A 16,500-nucleotide genomic window follows, 5' to 3' on the forward strand; every position below is an offset into this window, starting at 1 on the left:
GCAAACGTAGCGAACAGCTAATCGGACCGCGCGCCCGGGGGTGCCGTACGGGCGTCGGAAGGGGTGGTGCGGGCCTCCGGTACCGCCGTCCGCGCGTGGAGTTCGCGCAGCAGGGCGTGCGCCCGGGGCGAGGCGGCGAGCCGCTCCAGGGTCATCGGCTGCCCGTCCGCGCCGGCGAGCGGCAGCCGCCAGTTGGGGTACTCGTCCCAGGTGCCGGGCAGGTTCTGCGGTCGGCGGTCGCCCACCGCGTCCGGCAGCCAGACGCCCACCATCCGGGCCGGGGTGTCGAGCAGGAACCGGTGGACGGCCCTGATCTCGGCCTCCTCGGCCCCCGGGCCCTCCGGGAGCAGCCCGAGCCGCTGGAACAGGCCCAGCCACTCGGCGGTCTCGGCCGCGTCCGCCGCCCGCTCGCGTGCCAGATCCCCGGGCAGCAGGCCGAGACGGTGCCGCAGGGCGACATGGTCGCCGGAGAGCCGGGCGGCCGTCGGGGGCAGGTCGTGGGTCGTGGCGGTGGCGACGCACTCCGCGCGCCACTCGGCCGGGGCCAGCGGACGGCCGGAGGCCGCCCAGTCCCGCTCGAACCAGAGCACGGAGGTGCCGAACACCCCACGCGCGGCCAGCTCCTCCCGCACACCGGACTCGACCGTGCCGAGGTCCTCGCCGATGACGAGGGCGCCGGCGCGGTGGGCCTCCAGGACGAGGACGGCGAGCATGGCCCCGGCGTCGTACCGGACGTAGGTGCCTTCGGTGGGCTCGCGACCCTCCGGCACCCACCAGAGCCGGAACAGGCCCATCACATGGTCGATGCGCAGCGCGCCCGCGTGGCGCAGGAGTTCGCGCAGGAGTCCGCGGTACGGGGCGTAGCCCGTGGCGGCCAGGGCGTCGGGCCGCCAGGGCGGCAGGCCCCAGTCCTGGCCGCGGGAGTTGAAGGCGTCGGGCGGGGCGCCGACCGACATGCCGGCCGCGAAGGCTTCCTGCTGGGCCCAGGCGTCGGAGCCCTCCGGGTGGACGCCGACCGCCAGGTCGTGGACGATCCCGATCTCCATCCCGGCCTCCCGGGCCGCCGCGGCGGCGTCGGCGAGCTGCCGGTCCGTCAGCCAGGCCAGCCGGCAGTGGAAGTCGACCCGGGCGGCGAGGGCGGGGTCGTCGCGGACGACGGCCTCCGCCTCGCGCGGCGTGCGCAGTTCCTCCGGCCAGGTCCGCCAGTGGTGGCCGTGGCGCTCGGCGAGCGCCTGGTAGGTGGCGTGGTCCTCCAGCGCGCGGCCGCGCGCGGCGAGGAAGTCGTGGAAGTCGGCGCGTCTGCCGGGGCCGAGTTCGACACCGCCGACGACGAGTTCGAGGGCGCGTCTCTTGACCTCCCACACGGCGTCCCGGTCGATCACCGCGCCCTTGCCGAGGACGCGTTCGCGCAGGTCGGCGGCGTCGGCGAGGATCAGGTCGAGCTCCTCGCGGCGCTCGGGGCCGATCAGGGCGTACTCGGGGACCGCCTCGATCCGCAGATGGACCGGGTCGGGGAAGCGGCGCGAGGACGGGCGGTACGGGGAGGGGTCGCTCGGAGCCCCGGGCACGCCCGCGTGGAGCGGGTTGACCTGGACGAAGCCGGCGCCGTGCGTGCGGCCGGCCCAGTCCGCCAGTTCGCGCAGGTCGCCGAGGTCGCCCATGCCCCAGGAGCGGGTGGAGAGCAGCGAGTAGAGCTGTACGAGCAGCCCGTACGCGCGCCGCTCGGGGGCGGGCACGCGCGCGGGGGCGACGATCAGGGTGGCGGTGGCGGCGCGCCCGTCGGGGGCCTGCGCCTCGACCGTGTGGACGCCGGGGGGAAGGTGCTCCCAGTCCTCGCCGGTGACGACGGCGCCGTCCTCGGTGGTGACCCGGAGCCGGGTGCCGGGCGGCAGGTCCGCCGGCGGGCCGACGGGCTCCGCGCCGTGCCATCGGACCAGGGTCGGGGGCAACAGAAGCTCCCGGTCGGCCCGTTCGGCCGCTTCGAGGGCGGCGGCGACCGCTTCCGGCGTCGCCGCGTCCACGCCGAGGGCGCCGAGGACGGCCACCACGGTGGTGTCCGGCACGGGCACGGTGACCCCTGCGGAGGGGCTGTAGGCGGTGGCGACGCCGTGACGGGCGGCGAGACGGGCCAGGGTCACTTCACACTCCGGGGGACTCCGTGCCCGCACTTCCTGGGGCGGTGGGTTCACTGGTGAGGGGGGCAGCCACGGTCAGGGGCGGCTCGCTGGTGAGGGGCTCGGCGTCGGGCAGCGGCGGCTCGCTGGTCAGCGGTTCGTCCGTCCTGGCCGGCTGCTCCGGAATCCGTATCCGTCCGAGGTGCGGGGCGGTCGTGGTCACGGGGGTCTCCCGATTCGTCTCGACTGGTGGGACCTGGGTAACGACTGAGGCCTACCCACCGCACCTCGTTTTACCGGCGGAAAGCGGCGAAGTGACGTCACCTCGCCGACGGATCGCCGGGCAAAGCCGACACATCGGCCACGTGCATTGACACCTCAGTGCGACGGGTGGTGGGCTCGTGACCCACTCGTGACCAAACCGGCGAGCGGCCGGCGGCCCCGGCCGAAGGGAGACACCCGTGCACCTCGGGCACCTCGGGCGCAGCAGGCGCACCGCGACGGCTGTCGCCGCCGCCGTCATCGGCGGCCTTCTCGGCGGCGCGGTGCCGGGCTCGGCCCAGGCGGTCCCGGGGGCGGCCCCGAACGAGCGCCCGAAGGCGGCGCCGTTCGCACCGACGACGCCGTTCGCCCCGGCCACACCGTTCGCACCGACGACGCCGTTCGTCCCGAACGCACCCGGCGCCCCGGCAGACCCGGGCGCCCCCGGGGCTTCCCCGGCCACGGCCCCCTCCCCCGGCTCCACGGCCACCGGCTCCGCGCGCGTGCCCGCCGTCTGGCCGCGCCCGCAGTCGCTGACCGCCGCCGGGCAGGCCGTATCCCTCGGGGACGAGCTGACGCTGCTCGCGGACGCCGACGCCGATCCGTACGCCCTCGCCGCCCTGCGCGAGCTGCTGCGGGCCGCCGGGGTGCGGACCGTCCACACCGGGCTCCCTGGCCGGGGGCCGGTCCTCCGGGTCGCCGGCCCCTCCGGCGAGGCCGCCGAGGAGGCGCTGAGCGCTCTGCGGGTGCCGGACCGGCTCGATCTGCCGCGCGGCGGCTACCGGCTCGCCACGGGCCGCCTCGGAGGCCGGGACACGGTCGTCCTGGACGGAGTGGGCGGCGACGGACTCTTCCACGCCGTTCAGACGCTGCGTCAGCTGCTCGGCGGCGGCCGGGAGGTTCCGGGGGTCGTCGTGCGCGACTGGCCGGGCACGGCCGAGCGCGGGATCACCGAGGGCTTCTACGGGACGCCCTGGACGGCCGAACAGCGGCTCGCCCAGATCGACTTCCTGGGCCGCACCAAGCAGAACCGCTATCTGTACGCGCCCGGTGACGACCCGTACCGGGGCGTGCAGTGGCGCGACCCCTACCCGGCCGCGCGGCAGGCCGAGTTCCGCGCGCTCGCGGAGCGGGCCCGCGCCAACCACGTGACGCTCGGCTGGGCCGTGGCGCCCGCCCAGTCCATGTGCCTGTCCTCGGGCGGCGACCTGGCGGCGCTGACGCGGAAGCTCGACGCGATGTGGGCGCTCGGGGTGCGCTCCTTCCAGCTCCAGTTCCAGGACGCCTCGTACGACGAGTGGCACTGCGACCGGGACGCCGACACCTTCGGGCGGGGGCCGGAGGCCGCGGCCGCCGCGCACGCGCGCGTGGCGAACACGGTCGCCCGGCACCTCGCCGAGAGGTATCCGGACGCCGAGCCGCTGACGGTGATGCCGACGGAGTACTACCAGGACGGCGCGACCGCCTACCGCGCCCGGCTGGGCGAGACGCTCGACGCGGACGTGCGGGTGGCGTGGACCGGCGTCGGCGTCGTGCCGCGCGCGATCACCGGCGGGGAGCTGGCGCGGACGCGGGCGGCCCTGGGCCATCCGCTGGTCACCATGGACAACTACCCGGTCAACGACTACGCGCAGGACCGGTTGTTCCTCGGCCCCGCGACGGGCCGGGAGCCGGCCGTGGCCGCTGGTTCCGCGGCCTTCCTCGCACTGGCGATGGAGCAGCCCGCGGCCTCCCGCGTCCCGCTCTTCACCACCGCCGACTACGCCTGGAACCCGCGCGGCTACCGGCCGGAGGAGTCCTGGCGGGCGGCGGTCGACGACCTCGCGGGCCCGGAGCCCGCCGCCCGCGAGGCGCTGCGGGCGCTCGCGGGCAACGGCGCCTCGTCGGTGCTCGACCCGGCGGCGGAATCGGCGTACCTGAAGCCCCTCCTGGCGGCCTTCTGGGCCGCGCGCACGAGCGCGGGGGCCGACGCGGACCCAGGGCGGGAGACGTCGGCGCGGGAGCTGCGGGCCGCGTTCACCGTGATGCGCGAGGCTCCCGGACGGCTCGCGGGCGCCGCCGGCGGCGCCCTCGACGACGAGACCGGCCCCTGGCTCCGGCAGCTCTCCGGGTACGGCCGGGCGGGCGAGACGGCGGTCGACATGCTGGTCGCCCAGGAGTCGGGGGACGGGGCGGCGGCCTGGCGGGCGCAGTTGAGCCTGGAGTCGCTGCGGAAAGACCTCGCCGCGGGCCGGGTGACGGTCGGCGCGGGGGTGCTCGACCCGTTCCTCACGCGCGCGGTGGAGCGGGCGAAGGCCTGGACCGGCGCCGACCGGACGCCGAGGGTCCGTCCCGACCGGGGCACCGGCTCGTACACCGTCCGGCTCGACCGGGCGCGGCCCGTGGAGGCCCTGACCGTGATGACGGAGCCGGGCTCCGGGGACCCGGGCGACGCGCGCGTGGAGGCGTACGTCGAGGGCGAGGGCTGGCGGCCGCTCGGCCCGCTGTCGGCGTCCGGCTGGACGCAGGCGGACCTCAAGGGCCTGCGGGCGGAGGCGCTGCGGGTGGTGTGGAGCGGCGACGGTCCGGCGCCCGCGGTGCGCTCGCTCGTGCCGTGGTTCGCGGACGGGCCGCGCGCGACGCTCGGTCTGGCCCGGACGGAGACGGACGCGGAGATCGGCGGCCCGGCCCAGCGGGTGGACGTGGAGCTGTCGGGCCTGCGCGCCGGCGAGGTGCGGGGGCCGCTGACGGCGAAGGCCCCGAAGGGGATCACGGTCAGACTGCCCGAGCAGGCGGTGGTCGGGCGCGGTGCCCGGTCGACCGTGCCCCTGGAGGTGTCGGTGGCGCCGGACGCGCACGCGGGCACGTACCGGGTGCCGGTGTCGTTCGCGGGCGAGGAGCGGGTGCTGACGGTGCGGGCCTTCCCCCGTACGGCGGGCCCGGATCTGGCCCGGACGGCGACGGCCTCGTCCTCGGGCGACGAGACGCCGGACTTCCCGGCCGCCCTGGCGGTGGACGGCGATCCGGCCACCCGCTGGTCCTCGCGCGCGGAGGACGGCGCCTGGTGGCAGCTGGAGCTGCCGGAGCCGGCCCGGATAGGGCAGGTGGTGCTGCACTGGCAGGACGCGTACGCCTCCCGCTACCGGGTCCAGGTCTCGGCCGACGGGCGCGTATGGCGCACGGCGGCCACGGTCGCGGAGGGCCGGGGCGGCCGGGAGTCGGTGCGGATGGACGCGGCGGACACGCGCTTCCTGCGGGTGCAGGGCGACGCGCGGGCGACGCGGTACGGCTATTCGCTCTGGTCGGTGGAGACCTACGCGGTGGCCGCGCAGAAGGGGCCGGAGCGGCCCGGGCAGCCCGCCGGGAAGCCGGCGGAGCCGGCGGAGCCGCCTGCGGGCGCCGAGGGCACGCCGGCGGACCACGCGTCGGAGGGCACGCCGCCGGACGACGTGGCGGAGGGCACGACGGACGAGCGGCCCGCCCCCTGAGGGGCGCACCGCTCCCGTGCCGTGACCGCCCCCGCGTCCGTGCGCGCGTGACGGCGCGTACGGACGCGAAAGGCCCGGCTCAACCCGTCGTCAGCGCCCTCACGGGGGCGTCGGCGACGGAGTCGATCCGGGCCATCACATCCTCGGCACCGAACGGCTGGAGGTACGGCAGCCAGCGGGGGTCCCGGTGTCCGGTCCCGATGATCCGCCAGGCCAGGCCGGTCGGCGGGGCCGGTTGGTGGCGCAGCCGCCAGCCGATCTCGCGCAGGTGCCGGTCGGCCTTGACGTGGTTGCAGCGGCGGCAGGCCGCCACCACGTTCTCCCAGGCGTGCGTGCCCCCGCGGCTGCGGGGGATGACGTGGTCGACGCTGGTCGCGACGCCCCCGCAGTACATGCAGCGCCCGCCGTCGCGTGCGAAGAGGGCTCTGCGGGTCAAGGGAACGGGCCCCCGGTAGGGGACCCGCACGAAGCGCTTCAGTCGCACCACGCTGGGCGCGGGGACGACTTGGGTCTCGCTGTGCAGGAAGGCGCCGGATTCCTCGAGGCAGAGAGCCTTGTTCTCCAGGACGAGGACGAGTGCGCGGCGGAGCGGTACGACGCCGAGCGGCTCGTACGACGCGTTGAGGACCAGGACATGCGGCACGGATGCCTCCTATGACGCCGGCGGCGCGTGGCTCGCGCCGGGACGAACTGCTCTCAGTCTCTCCTCATGCCTGGTCGGAACGCCACCACGTACCGGGATCGGGGTGACGGGCCCGGCGTGTTCTCGACCACATCGGCATGTCTTCTTCTCTTTGCCCGGGTGAGGTCCGTCTCTCCCTCGAACAGGGCTACGGGACCATGTCCGACGCCCCGTTACTGTGGAAGCTCTGCGTACGCGATGCCTGGAGGTCCCCCGTGCTTTGGTCCGCTCTTGCGGCCGCCACCGAACCCGAGCCCGTTCCGGTGACCTTCGACGAGGCGGCGGAGAAGGCCACGAACGCGGCGAGCTGGGTGGAGGAGAACTGGTCCACCTGGCTGAACACGGGCCTGCGCATCGTGCTGATCCTCATCGTCGCGCTGCTTCTGAGGATGGCGGTCCGGAGGACCCTGACGAAGCTGATCGAGCGGATGAACCGTTCGGCGCAGGCGGTGGAGGGGACGGCCCTGGGCGGTCTCCTCGTGAACACCGAGCGCCGGCGGCAGCGCTCGGAGGCGATCGGTTCGGTCCTGCGGTCGGTGGCGTCGTTCCTGATCCTGGGCACGGCCGGGCTGATGATCCTGGGCGCCTTCAAGATCGATCTGGCGCCGCTGCTCGCCTCGGCCGGTGTGGCCGGTGTGGCGATCGGTTTCGGCGCGCGGAACCTGGTGACGGACTTCCTGTCGGGTGTCTTCATGATCCTTGAGGACCAGTACGGCGTGGGCGACTCGGTCGACGCGGGCGTGGCCTCCGGCGAGGTCGTGGAGGTCGGTCTGCGGGTGACCAAGCTGCGGGGCGTGGACGGCGAGATCTGGTACGTGCGCAACGGCGAGATCAAGCGGATAGGGAACCTCAGCCAGGGCTGGGCGACGGCGGGCGTGGACGTGACCGTCCGGCCGACGGAGGACCTGGAGCGGGTGCGGTCCGTGATCGTCGAGGCGGCGGAGTCCATGGCCAAGGAGGAGCCGTGGAACGAGCGTCTCTGGGGGCCGGTGGAGGTGCTCGGTCTGAACGAGGTGCTGCTCGACTCGATGACCGTCCGGGTCTCGGCGAAGACGATGCCGGGGAAGGCGCTGGGCGTGGAGCGCGAGCTGCGCTGGCGGATCAAGCAGGGCCTGGACCGGGCCGGCATCCGGATCGTGGGCGGGCTTCCGGCGCTGGCGGAGGAGTCGGCCGCGGATCCGACCGCGGGCATGGCGGCGCCGTCGGCCTTCGCCTCGGCGACCTCGCCGCAGTCGGCCGCGGCGACCCCGCTGCCCAGGGCGGACCTCAACAAGTAGGAACGGCGCAGGCACGCGCGTAGGGACCGCGCGGCGACGCGATCGTGGACGGCGCCCCCGCAGGTAACGCTTTGGTTGCCTTCGGGGGCGTCTCGCGTGCCCGGGTATTGACGCCCCCGTGACGGCCGCCTTATTTTCCTCCCACCGAATAGGAAACTTTCCTAACAGTACAGTCGGGGAGACACGCCGCCGCGAGGCAGCAGAATGGCCCGACCAGCAACCGAAGGGCAGGTGCGACCTCATGGCCGGTACGACTCCGGGAACCCCGGGCACGCCGCGCGTACTGCGCGCCATGAACGACCGCGCCGCCCTGGACCTGCTCCTGGAGCACGGCCCGCTCTCGCGGACCCGGATCGGCACGCTCACCGGCCTGTCCAAGCCGACCGCCTCCCAGCTGCTCGCCCGTCTCGAAGCGGCGGGTCTCGTCGTCGCCACCGGCACCACCGCGGGCCGCCCCGGACCGAACGCCCAGCTCTACGCGGTGAACGCGCGGGCCGCGTACGCCGCCGGACTCGACGTCAACCCGTTCCGCATCCACGCCGCCGTCGCCGACATCACGGGCGAGATCGTCGGCGAGTACGAGCTCCGCACCCCCGGCCGCGCCGCGTCCGGCGTCGTCCGCCAGGTCACCGACGCCCTCGACGGGGCCGTCAAGGCGGCCGGCATCACCCGCGAGGACGTCCGGCGCCTGGTCATCGGCACCCCCGGCGCCTTCGACCCGGCGACCGGACGCCTGCGGTACGCCTCCCACCTGCCCGGATGGCACTCCCCCACCCTCCTGGAGGAGCTGGCCGCCGTCCTGCCGATGCCGTTCGAGTACGAGAACGACGTCAACCTCGTCGCCGTCGCCGAACAGCGCGTCGGCGCGGCCCGCGGTCACACGGACTTCGCCCTGCTGTGGAACGAGGAGGGCCTCGGCGCCGCCCTCGTCCTCGGGGGGCGGCTGCACCGCGGCTTCACCGGCGGCGCCGGCGAGGTCGGCTTCCTGCCCGTCCCCGGCACCCCGCTCGTACGCCAGGTCACCAAGGCCAACTCCGGCGGCTTCCAGGAGCTCGCCGGGGTCCAGGCCGTGCCCCGGATCGCCCGCGCCATCGGCATCGACACCCCCGAGCAGCCGTACGTGGCGGTCGCGAGCGCGCTGCTCGCGCACGCCGCCGAGGCACACGGCGAGGACCCTCGGTACGCGGAGCTGCTCGACCGGTACGCCGAGCGCGTCGCCATCGGGCTCTCCTCCATCGTCTCGGTCCTCGACCCCGAACTCATCGTGCTGTCCGGTGACGTCCTCGTCGCCGGCGGCGAACCCCTCCGCGCGCGCGTGCAGTCCGAACTCGCCGACCTCGCCGCCTCCCGGCCACGACTCGTCCTCGCCGCCGTCCCCCGGCGCCCCGTGCTGCGCGGCGCCCTCGAAAGCGCCCTCGCCACCACGCGCGCCGAGGTGTTCGACACCTCGCGCTGACCCACCGACCGTCTCACCGCTCCACTCGTTCCCCTTCCCCCGTAAGTCCTCCGCCACAGGGAGACACCGTCATGCCCGTACGTCCGCGCAGAGCAGCCGCAGCGCTCGCCGCCACCGCCTCGATAGCACTCTTCGCCTCGGCCTGTACGGGCTCCGCGAACAACACGGCCGGCGACGACCCCAAGGCCGAGACCACGATCACCTTCTGGCACGGCTGGTCGGCGCCCGCCGAGGTCAAGGCGATCCAGAACAACATCGACCGCTTCACGAAGGCCCACCCGAACATCAAGGTGAAGGTCGTCGGCGGCATCAACGACGCCAAGCTCGGCCAGGCCCTGCGCGCGGGCGGTTCCAACGGGCCGGACGTGGCCGCCTCCTTCACCACGTCCAACGTCGGCAAGTTCTGCCACACCGGCGCCCTCGCGGACCTGAAGCCCTTCCTCGACAAGGACAAGGTCGACCTCGACAAGACCTTCTCGAAGGTCCTCCAGAACTACACCCAGTTCGAGGGCAAGCGCTGCTCCCTGCCGCTGCTCTCCGACGCCTACGGCCTCTTCTACAACAAGGACGCCTTCCGGAAGGCCGGCCTCGACCCCGAGGCCCCGCCGAAGACCTGGTCCCAGTTCGCCGAGGTCGCCAAGAAGCTCACCAAGGCCAAGGGCGACGGCTACGAGCAGCTCGGCTTCATGCCGAACTACCTCGGCTACGAGACCGTCCCGAGCCACTACATGTCGCAGTGGGACCACAAGTACTTCGACGAGAGCGGCAAGTCGCTCCTCGGTACGGACCCCGGCTTCGCCGAGATGCTGACCTACCAGAAGTCGCTGGTCGACGGTCTGGGCGGGTTCGCGAAGCTGGACAAGGTCCGCACCACCTACGGCGACGAGTGGGGCGCCAAGCACCCCTTCCACACCGGCCAGGTCGCCATGCAGCTGGACGGCGAGTGGCGGCTCAACTTCATCAAGGACGCCGGGGTGAAGATCGACGTCGGCGTCGCGCCGCTGCCCGTCGCCGACGACGAGGTCGCCGAGTACGGAAAGGGCTACCTCTCCGGCACGATCATCGGCATCGCGCCGCAGAGCAAGAAGCAGAACGCGGCCTGGGAACTCGTCAAGTACATGACGATGGACACCGAGGCCGTGGTGAACTTCGCCAACGAGATCGGCAACGTGCCCTCCACCCTGGAGGCGCTGAAGTCGCCGAACCTGAAGTTCGACGCGCGCTTCAAGACCTTCCTGGACATCGCCCGGCACCCCCAGTCCACCACCTCCGACGGCGCGGTGAACGGCACCACGTACCAGGACACCTTCCAGGACTTCGCCCAGAAGTACGAGAAGGGCCAGGTCCCGGACCTGAAGAAGGGCCTCGCCGACACGGCCGCCCAGATCGACCGCGACATCGCCCAGGCGAAGTAAGACCCGGGACCGGTATCTCATGTCCGACACCCTCGCCGGGCGTCAGGCGGCACTGCGGTCGAAGCGCGTGCGCAACGCGCTTCGCACCGCGGCGTTCATGTCGCCCTGGCTGATCGGCTTCAGCGTCTTCTTCGCGTACCCGCTCGTCTCGACCGTCTACTTCTCCTTCATGAAGTACGACGGGCTCAACCCGCCGACCTGGCGGGGCCTGGAGAACTGGGACTACGTCTTCTCCGACCTGCCGAAGTTCTGGCCGGCGATGCAGAACACCCTGTGGCTCGCGGTCGTCATGGTCACCTGCCGGGTCGCGTTCGGACTCGGCATCGGCCTGCTCATCACGAAGATCAAGACGGGTGCCGGAGTCTTCCGCACCCTGTTCTACCTGCCGTACCTGGCCCCGCCGGTGGCCGCGACCCTGGCCTTCGTCTTCCTGCTCAACCCGGGCACGGGACCGGTCAACTCGCTCCTGGAGGCCGTCGGGATCCCCGCGCCCTCCTGGTTCAACGACACCGCGTGGGCCAAGCCGGCCCTGACCGTCCTCGCCGTGTGGGGCGTCGGGGACCTCATGGTCATCTTCATGGCCGCGCTGCTCGACGTACCGAAGGACCAGTACGAGGCGGCGGAGCTGGACGGCGCCTCGGCCTGGCAGCGCTTCCGCTACGTCACCCTGCCGAACATCTCGCCGATCATCCTCTTCGCGGTGGTCACCGGGATCATCGGCGCGATGCAGTACTACACCCAGCCGATCGTGGCGGCGAAGATCGCCTCGGGCGTGATGGGCGGCTCCGGCCAGACCTTCGAGCCGGGCTATCCCGACGACTCGACGCTCACGCTGCCGCAGCTGGTCTACGACCTCGGCTTCGGCCGCTTCGACTACGGCGCGGCCAGCGTCGTGGCCCTCGTCCTGTTCGCCCTCTCCATGGCCTTCACGGCGCTGCTCATGCGCCGGCGGGGCGGCCTGATCGGCTCGGGTGACTGATCCATGACCTCCACATCGACCCTCGACCGGCCCGTCCGCCGGGTGTCCGCGGGAGCCGCCGAGAAGACGGCCCGCCGCAAGGCGCTCCTGCACTGGATCGCCGTGCACTCCCTCGGGATCGCCGCGGCCCTGTTCTTCGTGCTGCCGTTCGTCTTCGTCTTCCTGACGTCCCTGATGAGCGACCAGCAGGCACTCACGCGCGACCTCACGCCGAACTCCTGGCACTGGGACAACTACGTCCGGGTCTTCGAGACCCCGGGCTTCCTGGACTGGTGGAAGAACTCGCTGCTGTACGCCGGAGTCGGCACCGCGCTCGTCGTGGTGTCCTCGGTCCCGGTGGCGTACGCGCTCGCCAAGTTCCGCTTCCGCGGCCGCCATCTGTCGCTGCTGCTCGTCATCTCGATGATGATGCTGCCGCCGCAGGTGATCATCATCCCGATGTACCTGTTCTGGGCCAAGGAGCTGGACCTCTCCGGCACGCTCTGGCCCCTGATCATCCCGATGGCGTTCGGTGACGCCTTCGCGATCTTCCTGTTGCGGCAGTTCCTGCTGACGATCCCGAACGAGTACATCGAGGCCGCGCGCATCGACGGGTGCGGCGAACTGCGCACCCTCCTCAAGGTCGTGCTCCCGATGGCCAAGCCCGGCATCGCCGCCGTGGCCCTGTTCCAGTTCTTCTACTGCTGGAACGACTACTTCGGGCCTCAGATCTACACCTCCGAGAACCCGGCGGCGTACACGCTGAGTTACGGCCTGGAGTCCTTCAAGGGCGCGCACCACACCGACTGGAATCTGACCATGGCCGCGACCGTCCTGGTCATGGCCCCTGTGATCCTCGTCTTCTTCTTCGCCCAGAAGGCGTTCGTCGAGGGAGTCACACTGACCGGAGTGAAGGGCTGACTCACACCATGAAGCTCACTGTCGTGGGGGGCGGTTCCACCTACACCCCCGAACTGATCGACGGATTCGCGCGGCTGCGCGACACCCTGCCCATCACCGAACTCGTCCTCGTCGACCCGGCCGCGGACCGGCTCGACCTGGTCGGCGGTCTCGCCCGGCGGATCTTCGCCAAGCAGGACCACGGGGGTCGGATCACCACCACCTCCGACCTCGACGCCGGGGTCGAGGGCGCCGACGCCGTCCTGCTCCAGCTGCGGATCGGCGGGCAGGCGGCCCGCGAACAGGACGAGACCTGGCCCCTGGAGTGCGGCTGCGTCGGCCAGGAGACCACCGGCGCCGGCGGTCTCGCCAAGGCACTGCGCACGGTCCCGGTCGTCCTGGACATCGCGGAGCGGGTCCGGCGCGCCAACCCGGACGCCTGGATCATCGACTTCACCAACCCGGTCGGCATCGTCACGCGCGCGCTGCTCCAGGCCGGCCACAAGGCCGTCGGCCTGTGCAACGTGGCCATCGGCTTCCAGCGGAAGTTCGCCGGGCTGCTCGGCGTCGCCCCGTCCGAGGTCCATCTGGACCACGTCGGGCTCAACCACCTGACCTGGGAACGTGCCGTACGCCTCGGGGGCCCCGAGGGCGAGAACGTGCTGCCCCGGCTGCTCGCCGAGCACGGCGACACGATCGCCGACGACCTGCGCCTGCCGCGCCCGGTCCTGGACCGGCTCGGCGTCGTCCCCTCGTACTACCTGCGCTACTTCTACGCGCACGACGAGGTCGTCCGGGAGCTCGGCAGCAAGCCCTCGCGGGCCGCCGAGGTCGCCGCGATGGAGAAGGAACTCCTGGAGATGTACGGGGACCCGGCGCTCGACGAGAAGCCGGCCCTGCTCGCCAAGCGCGGCGGCGCCTTCTACTCGGAGGCGGCCGTGGACCTGGCGGCCTCCCTCCTGGGCGGCGGCGGTTCGCCGTACCAGGTGGTCAACACCTACAACAACGGCACGCTGCCGTTCCTGCCGGACGACGCCGTCATCGAGACGCAGGCCGCGGTCGGCGCCCACGGTGCCGCTCCGCTGCCGGTCGCCCCGCTGGACCCGCTGTACGCCGGTCTCGTCGCGAACGTCACGGCCTACGAGGACCTGGCGCTCGAAGCGGCGCTGCGCGGCGGCCGGGACCGGGTGTTCAAGGCGCTGCTCGCGCATCCGCTGGTGGGTCAGTACGCGTACGCCGACGGGCTCACCGACCGGCTGATCGCGCACAACCGGGAGCACCTCGCGTGGGCGTGAACCTGAACGCCGTGCTCCTCGCGGTCGACGCGGGGAACAGCAAGACCGACGTCGCGGTCCTCTCCCAGGGCGGCACCGTCCTCGGAGCGGCCCGCGGCGGCGGGTTCCAGCCGCCGGTGGTGGGGGTGGAGACGGCCGTCGACACCCTGGCGGAGATCGTGGGGCGGGCCTGGGCGGAGGCCGGCGGCGCCGGGCTCCCCCCGGCGTTCGCCCATGTCACGGCCTGTCTCGCCAACGCCGACCTGCCCGTCGAGGAGACCGCCCTCCAGGCCGAACTCCTCCGCAGGGGCTGGAGCCGGTCGGTGCGGGTGCACAACGACACCTTCGCCATCCTGCGGGCCGGGCTCGACGAGCCGCGCGGTGTCGCCGTGGTGTGCGGGGCGGGCATCAACTGTGTCGGGATGACCCCGGACGGCCGGACCGCGCGCTTCCCCGCGATCGGGAAGATATCCGGGGACTGGGGCGGCGGCAGCGGCATGGCCGAGGAGGCGCTCTGGTTCGCGGCACGCGCCGAGGACGGCCGCGGCGAGCCCTCGGAGCTGGCGCGGGCGCTACCCGCGCACTTCGGCCTGGAGACGATGTACGCCCTGATCGAGGCGCTGCATCTGGGTCTCGTGCCCTCCGAGCGGCGGCACGAGCTGACGCCGGTCCTGTTCCGGGTGAGCGCGGACGGCGACCCGGTCGCGCTGTCGCTGGTGCACCGGCTCGCCGAGGAGGTCGTCGCGCTGTCCGCGGTCGCGCTCGGGCGGCTCGGCCTCCTGGAGGAGGAGGCGCCGGTGATGCTGGGCGGCAGCGTGCTCGCCGCACGGCATCCGCAGCTGGAGGAGCGGATCCGTGAACTGCTCGCCGAGCGGGCGCCGAAGGCCGTCATCGGCTTCGTGACGGCGCCGCCGGTCCTGGGGGCGGGACTGCTCGCCCTGGACGAGGTCGCGGCAGGCCCGGAGGCGGCGGCCGGGCTGCGAGAGCACTACGGGGCCTGAGAAGGCCGTGGGGGTGTGGTCGCGGGGCGTCTCCTCTGCCGGAGGAGACGCCCCGCAGGCATGTTCACCTGTTCGAGCGATGTCCGATACGGAACCGATCACGGCTTCGTGACGTATTCAGAGTGAGGGGATTCGCCCGCGGATGTGCCGGGGGCATGCGGCACGATAAGAACAAGATCCAGTCAATCCCGGTGTGCGGACGGCCCCCTGCGGCCATACTGCAGGCCGGGACCGGCCGAAGTCGGCGACCCAGGGGGAGGTCACGTGACACACCCGCCGAACGCACCCGCCGCCCCGGCGGCGCGGAGCGCGGCGCAGGCGCCCGCGCGCCCGGCCGGCGTGCCCGCGCAGGCGTCGCCCGCGCCCGGCGCCGCCCCGCCCGCGGGGCGGAGCGCCTGGGCCGTGGGACGCGAGCGGCTGCGGGTCGCCACGACGACCGAGCCGGGCCGGCTCCAGATCCTCGGGGCCGTTCTCGCACTGCTCGTCGTCGCGTTCGGGGCGGTCACCGCCCTCCAGGTCGACGACCGGACGACCGCCGCCGACGACGTCGTCAGCCGCAGCCAGCCGCTGTCCGCCGACGCCGCCGCGATCTACCGCTCCCTCGCCGACGCGGACACCACCGCCGCCGGTGGCTTCCTCGCGGGCACCCTGGAGCCCGCGGAGTCCCGCGCGCGGTACGACCGGGACATCGCCACCGCCGCCCGACTGCTCGTCAAGGCCGCCGCGAGCACCGACGGTTCGGGCGAATCGGCCCGCGAGATCGCCACCCTCAACGAACAGCTCCCGCGCTACACGGGCCTGATCGAGCGCGCCCGCGCCGCCAACCGGCAGGGCCTCCCGCTGGGCGGGGCCTATCTGCGGTACGCCAACCAGCAGATGACCAGCATCCTGCTGCCCGCCGCCGAGCGGCTCTACGAGGCCGAGACGGTACGGCTCCACGAGGACGACGAGTCGGCGCGCACCTGGCCGTTGCCCGCCCTCGGCCTCGGACTGCTCACCCTCGCCGCCCTGGGCTGGGCCCAGCGCCGCACCTACGCGCGGACGAACCGGGTCTTCAACCACGGGCTGCTCGCCGCCACCGCCGCCACGCTGACCGTGCTGCTCTGGCTGCTCGCCGCACACACCGTCGCCCGCAGCGGCCTCGACACCGCGCGTACGCACGGGCAGGAATCCCTCCAGGCCCTCAACACGGCCCGGATCGGCTCGCTCACCGCCCGCGCCAACGAGCTGCTGACCCTGGTCGCCCGGGGCGCCGTCCTCACCGAGGACGGCAGGAACGACAAGTACGAGGCGGAGTACACGTCGAGCGCGGACACCCTGACGGGCGCGCTCGCCACAGCGCGGGAGCTGGCCGACGACGACGCCGGCCGCGTCCCCGTCGACGAGGCCGCCTCCCGCACGGCCGACTGGAAGCAGCGGCACAAGGACGCCCGCGCCAAGGACGACGCCGGCGACTTCGAGGGCGCCCTCGGCCGCATCGTCGGCCCCGCGGACTCGACGGGGCAGTCCTTCGACCAGGTCGACACCGCCCTGGACCGGGCCCTGGCGCACGAACAGACCGAGTTCACCCGCTCCGCCGGGGACGCCAGGGACGCGCTGACGGCGCTGCCGCTCGGCGCGCTGGCCCTCGGGATCCTGGGCGCGGCGGGCGCCGTGCTCGGCATCAACCGCAGACTGTCGGAGTACCGGTGAGAG

At 73.3% G+C, this 16,500-nt stretch carries 12 protein-coding genes; 9 read left to right on the forward strand and 3 right to left on the reverse strand.

What is annotated here, in order from left to right; all coding sequences use genetic code 11:
• Window positions 1-17: 17 nt before the first annotated feature.
• Both malQ and OG392_RS13070 read right to left on the reverse strand, forming a co-directional pair.
• Window positions 18-2,138, reverse strand: coding sequence for a 4-alpha-glucanotransferase (malQ, locus tag OG392_RS13065; protein ID WP_329278823.1), 2,121 nt, complete (start codon window positions 2,136-2,138; stop codon window positions 18-20).
• A 1-nt stretch (window position 2,139) separates the two neighbouring features.
• The gene (locus OG392_RS13070; protein WP_329278826.1) at window positions 2,140-2,337 is read right to left on the reverse strand and encodes a hypothetical protein; all 198 of its coding nucleotides are present in this window, start codon (window positions 2,335-2,337) and stop codon (window positions 2,140-2,142) included.
• 238 nt (window positions 2,338-2,575) lie between these two features.
• On the opposite strand from OG392_RS13070, the gene OG392_RS13075 reads away from it, so the two are divergent.
• Window positions 2,576-5,842 carry a beta-N-acetylglucosaminidase domain-containing protein gene (locus tag OG392_RS13075; protein ID WP_329278828.1) on the forward strand — a complete coding sequence of 1,089 codons (3,267 nt, stop codon included), beginning with the start codon at window positions 2,576-2,578 and terminating at the stop codon, window positions 5,840-5,842.
• A gap of 79 nt (window positions 5,843-5,921) precedes the next feature.
• Here OG392_RS13075 and OG392_RS13080 read toward each other — a convergent pair whose 3' ends face one another.
• Window positions 5,922-6,485 (reverse strand): HNH endonuclease, encoded by a 564-nt coding sequence (locus OG392_RS13080; RefSeq protein WP_329278830.1) that lies wholly within the window; start codon window positions 6,483-6,485, stop codon window positions 5,922-5,924.
• A gap of 254 nt (window positions 6,486-6,739) precedes the next feature.
• Here OG392_RS13080 and OG392_RS13085 point away from each other — a divergent pair, with 254 nt between their 5' ends.
• The 8 genes from OG392_RS13085 (at window position 6,740) to OG392_RS13120 (ending at window position 16,497) form a co-directional block, all read left to right on the forward strand.
• A complete protein-coding gene (locus OG392_RS13085; protein WP_329278833.1) occupies window positions 6,740-7,801 on the forward strand; it encodes a mechanosensitive ion channel family protein in 1,062 nt (353 codons plus the stop codon).
• A 241-nt stretch (window positions 7,802-8,042) separates the two neighbouring features.
• Window positions 8,043-9,257, forward strand: a complete 1,215-nt coding sequence (locus OG392_RS13090; RefSeq protein ID WP_329278836.1) for an ROK family transcriptional regulator — start codon at window positions 8,043-8,045, stop codon at window positions 9,255-9,257.
• A gap of 71 nt (window positions 9,258-9,328) precedes the next feature.
• Window positions 9,329-10,672 (forward strand): ABC transporter substrate-binding protein, encoded by a 1,344-nt coding sequence (locus OG392_RS13095; RefSeq protein ID WP_329278838.1) that lies wholly within the window; start codon window positions 9,329-9,331, stop codon window positions 10,670-10,672.
• Between the two features lie 19 nt (window positions 10,673-10,691).
• Window positions 10,692-11,651, forward strand: a complete 960-nt coding sequence (locus OG392_RS13100; protein ID WP_329278841.1) for a carbohydrate ABC transporter permease — start codon at window positions 10,692-10,694, stop codon at window positions 11,649-11,651.
• A gap of 3 nt (window positions 11,652-11,654) precedes the next feature.
• Window positions 11,655-12,551 carry a carbohydrate ABC transporter permease gene (locus OG392_RS13105; protein WP_329278843.1) on the forward strand — a complete coding sequence of 299 codons (897 nt, stop codon included), beginning with the start codon at window positions 11,655-11,657 and terminating at the stop codon, window positions 12,549-12,551.
• An 8-nt stretch (window positions 12,552-12,559) separates the two neighbouring features.
• The gene (locus OG392_RS13110; protein WP_329278845.1) at window positions 12,560-13,825 is read left to right on the forward strand and encodes a 6-phospho-beta-glucosidase; all 1,266 of its coding nucleotides are present in this window, start codon (window positions 12,560-12,562) and stop codon (window positions 13,823-13,825) included.
• Window positions 13,816-14,805 (forward strand): N-acetylglucosamine kinase, encoded by a 990-nt coding sequence (locus OG392_RS13115; protein ID WP_443054766.1) that lies wholly within the window; start codon window positions 13,816-13,818, stop codon window positions 14,803-14,805. The genes OG392_RS13110 and OG392_RS13115 overlap by 10 nt, the downstream gene beginning before the upstream one ends.
• Before the next feature lie 264 nt (window positions 14,806-15,069).
• Window positions 15,070-16,497 carry a hypothetical protein gene (locus OG392_RS13120; protein WP_329278847.1) on the forward strand — a complete coding sequence of 476 codons (1,428 nt, stop codon included), beginning with the start codon at window positions 15,070-15,072 and terminating at the stop codon, window positions 16,495-16,497.
• The last annotated feature ends 3 nt before the right edge of the window (window positions 16,498-16,500 follow it).

The sequence above is a fragment of the Streptomyces sp. NBC_00691 genome (assembly GCF_036226665.1).
In the GTDB taxonomy this organism is placed as follows: domain Bacteria; phylum Actinomycetota; class Actinomycetes; order Streptomycetales; family Streptomycetaceae; genus Streptomyces.